Annotated in this window: 14 protein-coding genes; 6 read left to right on the top strand and 8 right to left on the bottom strand. The window is 64.3% G+C overall.

Features of this window, described 5'->3' with window-relative positions:
- Positions 1 to 43: 43 nt before the first annotated feature.
- The 3 genes from JQ586_RS34405 (at position 44) to JQ586_RS34415 (ending at position 1,413) form a co-directional block, all read left to right on the top strand.
- Positions 44 to 745, top strand: coding sequence for a hypothetical protein (locus JQ586_RS34405; RefSeq protein ID WP_249148533.1), 702 nt, complete (start codon positions 44 to 46; stop codon positions 743 to 745).
- 83 nt (positions 746 to 828) lie between these two features.
- Positions 829 to 1,101, top strand: a complete 273-nt coding sequence (locus tag JQ586_RS34410; protein ID WP_212399078.1) for a DUF3551 domain-containing protein — start codon at positions 829 to 831, stop codon at positions 1,099 to 1,101.
- Positions 1,102 to 1,146: 45 nt separating this feature from the next.
- Entirely contained in the window at positions 1,147 to 1,413 is a 267-nt protein-coding gene (locus JQ586_RS34415; RefSeq protein WP_212399079.1) for a DUF3551 domain-containing protein, read from the top strand.
- Between the two features lie 61 nt (positions 1,414 to 1,474).
- Here JQ586_RS34415 and JQ586_RS34420 read toward each other — a convergent pair whose 3' ends face one another.
- From JQ586_RS34420 to JQ586_RS34445, 6 genes are read right to left on the bottom strand one after another with little or no spacing between them, the layout of a single operon-like run.
- Entirely contained in the window at positions 1,475 to 1,870 is a 396-nt protein-coding gene (locus JQ586_RS34420; protein WP_212399080.1) for a hypothetical protein, read from the bottom strand.
- A gap of 24 nt (positions 1,871 to 1,894) precedes the next feature.
- Entirely contained in the window at positions 1,895 to 2,089 is a 195-nt protein-coding gene (locus JQ586_RS34425) for a hypothetical protein (protein ID WP_249148534.1), read from the bottom strand.
- Positions 2,090 to 2,099: 10 nt separating this feature from the next.
- Positions 2,100 to 2,693, bottom strand: coding sequence for a 3-phenylpropionate/cinnamic acid dioxygenase subunit beta (locus JQ586_RS34430; RefSeq protein ID WP_212399081.1), 594 nt, complete (start codon positions 2,691 to 2,693; stop codon positions 2,100 to 2,102).
- 30 nt (positions 2,694 to 2,723) lie between these two features.
- Positions 2,724 to 3,530, bottom strand: a complete 807-nt coding sequence (locus JQ586_RS34435) for an SDR family NAD(P)-dependent oxidoreductase (protein ID WP_212399082.1) — start codon at positions 3,528 to 3,530, stop codon at positions 2,724 to 2,726.
- Positions 3,527 to 4,876, bottom strand: coding sequence for an aromatic ring-hydroxylating dioxygenase subunit alpha (locus JQ586_RS34440; RefSeq protein WP_212399083.1), 1,350 nt, complete (start codon positions 4,874 to 4,876; stop codon positions 3,527 to 3,529). Before JQ586_RS34440 ends, JQ586_RS34435 begins: the two co-directional genes overlap by 4 nt.
- A 56-nt stretch (positions 4,877 to 4,932) precedes the next feature.
- Positions 4,933 to 6,108, bottom strand: coding sequence for an ABC transporter substrate-binding protein (locus JQ586_RS34445; RefSeq protein ID WP_212399091.1), 1,176 nt, complete (start codon positions 6,106 to 6,108; stop codon positions 4,933 to 4,935).
- 39 nt (positions 6,109 to 6,147) lie between these two features.
- Between JQ586_RS34445 and JQ586_RS34450 the strand changes: the two genes are divergently transcribed.
- On the top strand, positions 6,148 to 7,122 hold the full coding sequence (locus JQ586_RS34450) for an IclR family transcriptional regulator (protein ID WP_312017054.1): 975 nt from the start codon (positions 6,148 to 6,150) through the stop codon (positions 7,120 to 7,122).
- Positions 7,123 to 7,173: 51 nt separating this feature from the next.
- On the opposite strand, the gene JQ586_RS34455 is transcribed toward JQ586_RS34450, so the two are convergent.
- The gene (locus JQ586_RS34455; RefSeq protein ID WP_212399084.1) at positions 7,174 to 7,554 is read right to left on the bottom strand and encodes a DUF1330 domain-containing protein; all 381 of its coding nucleotides are present in this window, start codon (positions 7,552 to 7,554) and stop codon (positions 7,174 to 7,176) included.
- 291 nt (positions 7,555 to 7,845) lie between these two features.
- Positions 7,846 to 8,769 (bottom strand): 2-dehydropantoate 2-reductase, encoded by a 924-nt coding sequence (locus JQ586_RS34460; RefSeq protein WP_212399085.1) that lies wholly within the window; start codon positions 8,767 to 8,769, stop codon positions 7,846 to 7,848.
- Between the two features lie 216 nt (positions 8,770 to 8,985).
- Here JQ586_RS34460 and JQ586_RS34465 point away from each other — a divergent pair, with 216 nt between their 5' ends.
- Positions 8,986 to 9,801, top strand: a complete 816-nt coding sequence (locus JQ586_RS34465) for an ABC transporter ATP-binding protein (RefSeq protein ID WP_212399093.1) — start codon at positions 8,986 to 8,988, stop codon at positions 9,799 to 9,801.
- A complete protein-coding gene (locus tag JQ586_RS34470; protein WP_212399086.1) occupies positions 9,801 to 10,586 on the top strand; it encodes an ABC transporter permease in 786 nt (261 codons plus the stop codon). Before JQ586_RS34465 ends, JQ586_RS34470 begins: the two co-directional genes overlap by 1 nt.
- Positions 10,587 to 10,658 lie beyond the last annotated feature (72 nt).

A 10,658-nucleotide genomic window follows, 5' to 3' on the forward strand; every position in this document is an offset into this window, starting at 1 on the left:
ATCGCCCGGTTGCATGGCCGAGGCAAATCGGCGACCTTGGGCCATGCGCTTGCCCCTCGAATGCATTCCCCATCATCGGACGTCTGGCTTTGCGTGGCTGATCCTGGTCGCGATCGGCTGGTGGCCCGCGCTGGCAATGGCCGGTCCGGTCTATGACGTCGACCTGTATGCGCTGATGTCGGGCACCTGCCGCAATGTCAACGTTGCCGGACGCAACTACAGCTGCAAGGCGGTCGCCTACTTCCACAATCAGCGCGGACGTTCGGAGTTCACCGTGGTGCTCGACGACCCCGCGGACAACAGCCACATCGTCTCGTTCGCCGGCGAGAGTGCCGAGCGGACCCAGGACAATGTGTTCGAGGTCTCGGTCGACCGCATGCTGCTGAAATCGCACGACCGGCCGAGGGTCGACGGCCTGCCGGTGCCCCAGGTCGAGATGTCGACGGGCTCGTGCCGTCAGATCGGAAGCTTCGTGACGCGGCAGGTGTCGAGCATCAATTGTGCCGCCACCGACCAGAACGGCAAGAAATACGAGCTGAGCTTCGAATCGGACGGCTCGCCCATGACGCTGCGCCGGCTGCGCCAGTCGTCGCTGCCGACCGAGCGGCAGCGCGCGCGCCAGATCGCGCAGGTCGAATGCCGCCTCAAGGCGCGCGCAGCCCAGGTGCTGCCGCGGGATACGACTGCCTTCATCATCCGTTGCCTCGGCGACGACGACGGCAAGCCGGCGGGCGACCAGCGATAGCCTCCAATCACGACGTGACCGTGCCCGGCTGTTGACTAACTCCCGCAGGTGTGACGAAACGTCGGGACTTCAGGGAGGATCCGATGCGCTTCAGATTCTACGCGATTGCCGCGCTCGGGGTCGTGTTCACCGGGCCCGCCGCCGCGCAGGCCTATGATCCGAACTACCCGGTGTGCATGACCGTCTATGGTGGCGGGCTGACGCCGGAGTACATTGATTGCAGCTACGCCTCGATCCCGCAGTGCCAGGCCACCGCCTCGGGGCGACCGGCGACGTGCTCGGCCAATCCGTTCTATGCCGGTCCAAAACCGGCGCCGAAGGGCCGCGCGCAGCGGCGCCACCACCACGTTGACTAACTCCGGCGATTGCGAGGAAACGATCCCGATGACAAGGAGAAGTCGATGCGCCTGATATTCTATGTGGTCACAGCGTTTACCGTCGCCATGGCCGGACCCGCGGCCGCGCAGAACTACGATCCCAACTATCCGGTGTGCATACAATATTTCGGCGGCCGGATCGGGGGCGGCGGGGGCTATATCGCTTGCAAGTTCACTTCGATCCCGCAGTGCCAGGCGACGGCCTCGGGTCTTGCCGCGACGTGTTCGGTCAACCCCTATTACGCGGGGTCGCGGCCGGCACCCGGACGCCGCCATCGCCACTCATATTGATGTCGCGCAATCTCCGTTCCGGTTGAATCGGAACGGAGCTCTTACGCGGAAACGTCCACCGCTATCTGCGCGTGATCAGGAAGTCGTCGGTGAACTCGCCGCGCGACATCTTGACCGGGATTTCGCCGTCGCTGCCGATCTCGAGGATTTCCGAGCCCGACTTGCTGTCTTGCGGCGTCAGCAATTCGATGCGCTCGGCGATCCGCTCGGCCTGCCAGCCCGTCAGCTTCCAGGCGAAGCGCCCCCCGAGGTCGCGCATTCCGAATTCGTCGTCGGCCGGCGCCAGCACCAACTCGTGCCGCGAGACGGCGCCCGGAATGCGTTCCGCCACGGTGATGAATTGCGGATTCTCGGCAAATCGCCGCAACAGCGCTGCCAGCGCCGCGAGATCCGTTCCTTCGCCGAGGAACAGGAACAGCGGATGGAAATCGCTCGGCATATACTCAAATCGCAGCATGTCCACTTGTCCAAACGCTGGAACTTACTCGCTGAGCACCTTGACGATGTCCTGGGCATGGCACAGCTCGACGGTGCCGACCTCATCGGGCCGGGCGGGCGATTCCAGGCAGCGGACCTGCAGCCACTGGCCGTCGTCCATGTTCTCGATCACCTCGGCAACGACGCCTTCCTGCAATTTCAGGCGCGCCCCCACCTTGATCGTCGTGACATCCATCATTGCGCAGCGCTCAGAAGAAGGTCGTCAGATTCTTGGCCATCAGGATGTTCTGTTCAAGCAATATCTCGCGCTTCGCGATCTTCCAGCCTGCTTCGGTCAGGCGCAGCGTGTCGTTGCGGCGGCCGACGAAGGTGTAGGTCTCGTACTCGACGCGGTTCTGGTAGACGAGGAAGCGGCTGGTGACATCGAGCTCGCGCGGCGCGTCGAGATCCGGCCGCACAGCCCTGATCTGCACATTGCTGACCATGTGCGTGATCCTCGATAGCGGTTCTTCGGCGTAGTGCACGCCGGTCAGGATCTGTTCGACCCGCTTGCTCAGCGTCCACTTGTCTTCGTCGAACCAGCTCATGCCTTCGCCGCGCCTGGTATTCTCGCGCGCGGCCTGCTGGCCAAACTTCACGTTGCGCCGGATCGGCATGAAATACGTGATGTCTTCGGCCAGCAGGTCGAGCCAGTCGCGGAAGCGGCGGTCATCGATCAGGTCGGCCTCGCGATAATAGAAATCCTCGACATCGGCTTTCAGCCGGTAGTAGGCCGCGGATCTTTCGATCGCGGCGTTGGATGCCGGATCGGCCGGCTGTCTGTCCTGGACGGTCATCGTCATGGGCATCTCCTCATCAGGAATGGCATATCGTCAGGGTGCCGGCTTGGACGGGATCGGTCCGCCCTGTTGCGCAAAGCAGCCGACGTCGATCACGGTGCCGGACAGCGTTTCGGCTTCCGGCGACAGCAGGAAGGCGACAACATTGGCAATGTCGTCGCCGGTGGCGGCGCGGCCTGCGGCGGTACCCGCCGCGCCCTTGCCGAAGCGGCTTGCTTCGCCGCCGACGCGGCCGAGGCTCATGCCGGTGACGATACCGCCGCCACCGGGGATCACGGTGTTCACGCGGATCCGCTGATGGAAGAAATCGTAAGCCATCGCCGCGCTGAGGGCCACGACGCCACCCTTGCTCGCGCTATAGACCGCCATGTTCGGCTTGCCCCAGCCGGCGCCGGATCCGATGTTGACGATCGCGCCGCCACCTTGCGCGATCATGTGCGGGATCGCAGCACGGCTCGTCAGATACGGCCCCTTGAGATTGACGGCGATGATGCGATCGAACAGCGCCTCGTCGGTATCGAGCACTGTTCCGAGCGGACCGATCGCAGCGTTGTTGACGACGCCATCGATGCGGCCGTAGCGCGCCAGCGCCCGCTCGATCACCCCGGCGACATCAGCCGCATCAGACACATCGGCTTCCATCAGTTCGGCGGAGAGGCCCTCGCGATCAAGCAGCTCGCGCAGGCCGGGAATGGCATTTTGCGCGATGCTCGACACCTGCGGCGACTCAAGGCCAAATGCCACGACCGAATGACCGCGTCTGGCAAGGCCGAGCGTGATCGCGCGGCCGATGCCGAAAGTGCCCCCGCTGACGAGGACGGTTTTTCCCGCGGCGGTCATTCTGCGGCCTGCCTGTTGCCCGCGGGCGACCCGAGCAACTCGTTCCAGTCGCCGCCCTGCATGTAGGTGGTCCAGCGACGATAGAAGCCGCGCGCGATCTGCTCGGTGACTTGCGTGCTGACGTCGCCGCCCAGCGGATGATCGGTCACGTAGGCACCCATGGATTGCTGATAATTGAAGGGGTGACGCCGCGCGATCGTCCCCGTGCTGGCCGCGGTCGCATAGAGCCAGTTCTCCATGTCGTCCTGCTCGGTCATGCCGGCCGGGCCCGAGTAACGCATGTAGTAGTGGCGCAGGTAGTCCTTGGCTTCCTGCGGCGCGTCCTTGTCGACGAGGAAGAAACGCCAGCCTTCGGTCGAGGTCGGGCTGTGCGGATGCCAGGCGCACAGTCCGCGCGGCTGGCGTCCATGGTAGGAGGTGTTCGGGAAGATCGTGCCGACGAAAGGCAGGAGGCGTGCCTGCTCGCCGAGCCGTCGCTTCCGCTCCTCGAAACAGTGCCGGAAGTATTTTTCGAGGATCGGGTTGTCGAGGAAGGACTCGACGTACTCGTTGGCCTCCGGCTGGATGGCGCTGTGCACGCCGTGTCCGCCCGGAAAGCTGATCCAGACGTGTTGCGCCTTCTCGAGTTCGTCGTCGCGGCGGCCCTTCTTGCCCGCCGCGGCGCTCGGCCCGATGCCGATCAGGTCGACGGAGCGGTGGCTCGGATTGTGATAGGTGTCGCCGAGGAAGTTCTCGGCAGCGAATTTCCAGTTGGCGGGGAAGACCCATTTATGGACGCCGATCACCTCCGAGCCGCCCTCACGGCCGTCGCGGCAATCGAGCGCCTGGTCGAGATGGATCTTGGCGTCGCCCAGATAGGTGATGAAGTCGGGCGCATCCTTGTCCCAGGTCGCCCAGATCGAACCCTTGTAGTTGCAGAGCTTGGCGACCGAGACCAGCGAGTTGGTCTCGCGGTCGAGCACGCCGTCATACAGCGTCCGGTGCAGCGGAACACCCTGCAGCTTGCCGTCGGTCGTATAGGTCCAGCTGTGGTAGGGGCAGGTGAACAGCGACGTGTTGCCCTGCTCGTATCGGCACACCTTCATGCCGCGGTGCCGGCACGAGTTGAGGAAGACGTGGATTTCGCCCTTCTTGTCGCGGCAGAGGATGACCGACTCCTCGCCCATCCGCGATGTGTAGAAATCGCCGGGATTCGGCACCAGGCTTTCATGGCCGACCAGAAGCCAGGCCCGGGTGAAGACCTTGTCGAGCTCCTGCCGGTAGATTTCGGCGTCCACGAAGATCTCGCGGCTGATGAAGCCGTTCCTGACGTCAACGAGATGGTCAAAGTCATTCCGTGGAGACATCGATTCCTCCTTGTCTGACATGCGCGACGGCGTGTCGCGGCAAATGAAGTTGTTTCCTATTCGTCGAGCTTGCAGCCGCCTGTGCCTTCGGGACGGAAGGCCCGGTCGCCGGGAATCACCGCGATCTTCTGGTAATAGTCCCAGGGATACCTGCTCTCTTCCGGCTTCTTCACGCGATAGAGCGAAAGATCGTAGACGACGCGGCCGTCGTTGCGGATGCGCGCGGGCCGGCCGAAGAAATCGACGGGCAGCTTGCGCATCTCGGCGTTGACGGTCTTGGCGTCGTCGCTGCCGCCGGCCTCGATCGCCTTCAGATAGTGGCGTACCGCCGCATAGGTCGCGGCCTGCAATTTGGTCGGTTCGCGCTTCTCGATCTCGAAGAACCGCTTGGCGAACGCGCGGGTGCCATCGTCGTCGTCCCAGTAGTACTGCGCTGCGACGTACATGCCTTGCGCGTCGCGCAGGCCGATCGAATGGACGTCGGAGATGAAGGTCAGCATGCCGACGATGGTCTGTCCGCCCTGTTGCAGGCCGAACTCGTGGGTCTGCTTCACCGCGTTGACGGTGTCGGCACCCGTGCCGGCCAGTGCCACGACCTTGGCGCCGGAGCTTTGGGCCGCCAGCAGAAAGGATGAAAAGTCTGTGGTGTTGAACGGGTATCGCACCGCACCGAGCACCTTGCCTCCCGCATCGGTCACGGCCCGCGAGGCATCCTTCACCATCGCCGTACCGAACGAATAATCGACCGCGACAAAGAACCAATCCTTGCCGACGCGGCGGCTCAGTTCCCCCACAAGTCCGGCCGACAGCGCGTAGGTATCGTCCGCCCAGTGCGTGACGACGGGCGAGCATTTGTCGCCGGTCAGTTCCGACGTCGCTGCGCCCGAGACCAGCGCCGTGCGGTTGCTTTGTGTGGCAAGCCCGGCGACGGCAAGGCCGACCGAACTCACGGCGAGGTCGGTCACCGCATCGACGTGCTCGACGTCGAACCATTGCCGCGCGATCCCGACCGCAACGTCCGGCTTGTTCTGGTGATCCGCCGATATGATCTCGATCGGTTTGCCGAGCACCTTGTTGTGAAAATCCTCGGCGGCAAGCTTTGCGGCGGTGACCGAGCCTGGGCCCCCAAGATCGCGGCCGCTGCCATAGTCACCCAACACCGCGATCCGCACGACGCCGTCCGAAATGCCCGAGCCGTCGGGTGCGGCCTGCGCCAGCGACGTCGAGAGCATCAGCGTGGCGATCGCCGAGATCGCCCATCTGCAGGACGCGTGTGTCTGAAGCAAATCCCGATCCTCCCGACGTGTCCGATTTGTTTGTGTCCATCTGATGGACATCATTCTCATAATTTGATACTGTATCCGCGCGGGCGGGTCGGTCAAGTGCGCTGGATGCAGTGCGCCCCGCCGAAATTGCCGAGGTGGTCGATGACGAAGAAACCCAGGGCTGACGATCAGGACACGGAGCACGGCGCGTCGGGAGTGCGCGCAGTGGACCGAGCGATCGCGATCCTGCAATGCTTCACCCCCGATCAGCCGGCCTTGAGCGTCATCGAAATCCAGAAGCGCGTCGGGCTCAGCCGGCCAACCCTGTACCGTCTGCTGCAGACGCTGGCGCAGCGCGACCTCATTCAGGCCGAAGGTGACCCGCAGCGCTTCCGTCTGTCACATGGCGTGATGAAGCTGTCGCATGTGTGGTTGAAGGGACTGGATGTCGTCACGATCGCGCGCCCGGTTGTCGAAGGCCTGCGCGAAGCAACCGGCGAGACCGCAGCGCTTTTCCGGGTGCAGGAGGACCGAGGCATCTGCATTCTCGAATGCGAGAGCCGTCACGTGCTCTCGATCAGCCGTGGTGTCGGCGACAGTTTGAGTCTGACCCAGGGATCGACCGGCAAGGCCATGCTGGCCTTCATGGACCCGGCGCGACAGGCCGAGCTTCTCTCCACCGTCAAGAAGGGCGACGAGCGCGCGCAGCTTGAGGAAGCCTTGGGCTTCGCCAGGCGTCACGGCTATGCAACCAGCCACGGTGAGATCTTCGCCGGCGCCGTCGCGGTCTCGGCGCCGTGCTTCGATCATCGCGGCAGCGTGGTCGGTTCGGTGGGCCTGTACGGGCCGAGTGCCCGTATCGATGAGCAGAAGCTGCTTGAATATTCGAAGCTGGTGCGCGAGGCCGGGCGGCGGATTTCGGTCCTGTCGGGATTTCAGGACGGTGAGCCGTCGGCAACGAGGCGTGTGCGCGCCGATTAGAAGAGGCCGCCCGGTCGGGCGGCCTCGCGACAAGCGTTCATCCTTCCAGGATCAATTCGGCAGGCCTTCGGTGATGAAGGATCTGACCTTGATCGCCTTGTTCCGCTCCGGTGCCAGTGCCTTCCACTCCGGCGACGTGCGCGCGGCCTGAGCCTTCGCGAAGCTGTCATAGACCGCGATGGTCACACGCTTTGGCGCCTCGCCTTCGACAGCGAAAATGTTGCCGCCGCGAGCCAGAAAGGTTCCGCCGGACGACTTGATCAGCTCCGTCACTTTCGGAAGGTACGCATTCTGCGCGCCCTGATCGAGGACCTCGATCTCCGAGACGACATAGGCCTTTGGTGTGGACTGCGCGTGAAGCCCTTCGATCGCGACGGCGCCGACCGCGATGCCGGCAAGCATGGACAAGGCAGCAGTGTATGCTGTTTTCAAGGTAATTCTCCATTTGATCTATGGTTCAGGTGAGTACGCGTCGCAGGTGAGCGCGCGCGTTCGCTGCCGCGGGAATTGCCAGTCGAAAACAATGTCGCCGATGGAATAGGCTGCCAACTGTCGCAAGCGGAGAATTCGGCATGTCTCCGCTTTATCTGCAGCTCTCGGCAAGCCAAACGCTTGCCGCGCGAGGAGGCTACACCGTCCCCGGATCAATACCTATGGTTGTTTTGTGACGCGGCGTGTCTGCTTCAGCCTGGCAAGACATCTCGCGTGTGGCGATGGCTCACACTACGCCGGCGTGCCCATGATGTAGGGCTTCAGCACCGCATAGAGCATGTCATGCGTCGGCGTCGGGATGCCGAGCTTGCGGCCGAGTTCGACCACCTTGCCGTTCAGCCAGGGCAATTCCAGCCGGTTGCCGCGCTCGAGATCGAGCGCCATCGACGCCTTCATTGCCGGCGGCGCGTGGCCGATGAAATCCAGCACCTTCTGAAGCGCATCCGTCGGCAGCTTGATGCCGGAGGCACGCGCGACGGCGACGGTCTCCTCGCAGGCCGCGACGAACAACGGTCGCAAATCGGGGTCGTCGCGCAGCCTGCCGAGCGGCTGCCGTGTCACCGCGGTCATGCCGGCATTGGTGGCGAGCAGCACGAACTTCATCCAGAGCTCGGTCGTGATCTGCTCGCTCAGCGTGGCGTCGAAGCCGGCTTTCAGGCAGAGCTCGAGCAATGCCTTGCCGCGCGGCGTGACGCTGCCGTCGAGCTCGCCGAAGATCATGCGCATGAAGGTGCCGACCTGGTTGATCACGCCGGGCTTGATGATCGAGGCGCTGATCTGCGCGACGCCGCCCATCACGGCCTTCTGTCCGAGGATCGGGATCAGGCGTTCCGGCGCGTCGATCCCGTTCTGCAGCGGGATCACGGCGGTGTCGGGACCGACCATCGGCTTGATGTGGTGACCGGCGCTCTCGACGTCCCACAGCTTGACGCAGAACAGCACGATGTCGACGGGCCCGACGCCGGCCGGATCGTCGGTCGCCCTGGTCGGCACCAGATGGGTTTCGCCGCGGCCGCCCTGGATCCTCAGTCCCTCGCTCCGCATTGCGGCGAGATGCGCGCCGCGCGCGATGAAGGTGACGTCGGCTCCGGCCTGCGCGAGCGCCGCGCCAAAACCACCTCCGACGCCGCCGGCGCCGACCACCGCAATCCGCATGATCTCTCTCCTGACCGGGCGAGGTTGCCCCGCGGCTCCCTGCCTCCTCGAGGCCGACAGGCTTGACCGATGTCGGGCCAATTCTCAACCCGGTTGCCGTCAAAAATCGCGTGAGCATGGCAGCTTCCAGCCGCAGCCTTCGCCTTCTTGCCGCGTTGAAACTGCGGCTGCGAACCGCTAAGCCGTCCTGCAAACATCGGGAGGCAACGCGTGGGAATGACAGAGCCGACGGCGGTCGCGCTTGACGATGCGACGGTGGCTTTCCGGCTGGCGGACGGACGCGTCTATACGGCGGTCGAGAAGGCCGATCTGTCGGTCGCACATGGCGAGTTCGTCGCCATCGTCGGGCCGACGGGATGCGGAAAGTCGACGCTGCTGAACGTCGCGGCCGGCCTGTTGAGGCCGGCATCGGGCACGGCACGGATCTTCGACAGGCCGCTCGCCGGGCTGAACCGCGAGGCCGGCTACCTGTTCCAGGCCGACGCCCTGTTTCCCTGGAAGACCGCGATCGACAATGTCGCGATCGGCCTCGAGATCAGGGGCACGGCACGATCGGAGGCGCTGGCGCGGGCCGGGAAATGGCTTGCCTCGGTCGGCCTCGGCGCCTTCGCGAACCGCTATCCGCACATGCTGTCCGGTGGCCAGCGCAAGCGCGTCGCCCTGGCCCAGGTCCTGATCCGTGATCCGAAAATCCTGCTGATGGACGAGCCGTTCGGTCCGCTCGATGCGCAGACCCGGCAGATCATGGGCAATCTGCTGCTGGAGCTGTGGACCGCCGACCGCAAGGCGGTGCTGTTCGTCACCCACGACCTCGAGGAGGCGATCGCGCTCGCCGACCGCGTCGTGATCATGTCGGCCGGGCCGGGCGCGCGCATCATCGGCGACTGGCGCGTCACGCTTCCGCGGCCGCGCGACATTTCCGAGGTCAGGATGGAGAAGGATTTCCATGCGCTCCACAAGGAAATCTGGAACGTGCTGAAGGACCAGGTGATGAAGGGCTATGCGCAGTCCTCGCAGGCGGGAGCAGCCTGATGTCGCGGATCACGCTGCTGTCGCTCCAGGTGCTGGTTGCCGTCGTCACACTTGGTCTGTGGCAGTTGTTCGCCAGCGTGCCGGTGTTCGGCAGGATCGTGCTGCCGCCGTTCTTCTTCTCCAATCCGGTCGACGTGTTCAGCCAGATCATCACCTGGTTCGCAACCGGCGTGATCTGGAAGCACCTTGCCATCACGCTGTGGGAATCGATCCTCGCCTTCGTGATCGGCTCCGGCCTCGGAATCCTCGTCGGCTTCTGGTTCGCGCGCCAGCCGCGCGTTGCGGCGGTGTTCGATCCCTATGTGAAGATGATCAATGCGCTGCCGCGCGTGGTGCTGGCGCCGATCTTCGCGCTGTGGTTCGGGCTCGGCGTGTGGTCCAAGGTCGCGCTCGGCGTGACGCTGGTGTTCTTCATCGTGTTCTTCAACGTCTATCAGGGCGTGAAGGAAGTCTCGACCACGGTGCTCGACAATGGCCGCATGCTCGGCATGAGCGAGCGGCAGTTGATGCGTCACGTCTATTGGCCGTCGGCGCTGTCCTGGATGTTCTCCTCGCTGCACACCTCGGTCGGCTTCGCCGTGGTCGGGGCGGTCGTCGGCGAATATCTCGGCTCAGCGGCCGGGCTCGGCTACCTGATCCAGCAGGCCGAAGGCGTGTTCGACGTCGCCGGCGTGTTCGCCGGCATGTTCGTCTTGTCCGCCTTCGTCATCCTGATCGACATGGCCGTGACCGTCGTCGAGAAGCGCCTGCTGGTCTGGCGGCCGACGACAGCAGCGCGGGACTAGATGCCGTAATGGGCCCTGCTCCGAGCAAGTGGTCATGATGGTGGCTGTCCCCCGATAGATGATGAAACGGGG

Source organism: Bradyrhizobium jicamae, from assembly GCF_018130215.1.
Lineage (GTDB): Bacteria > Pseudomonadota > Alphaproteobacteria > Rhizobiales > Xanthobacteraceae > Bradyrhizobium > Bradyrhizobium jicamae_A.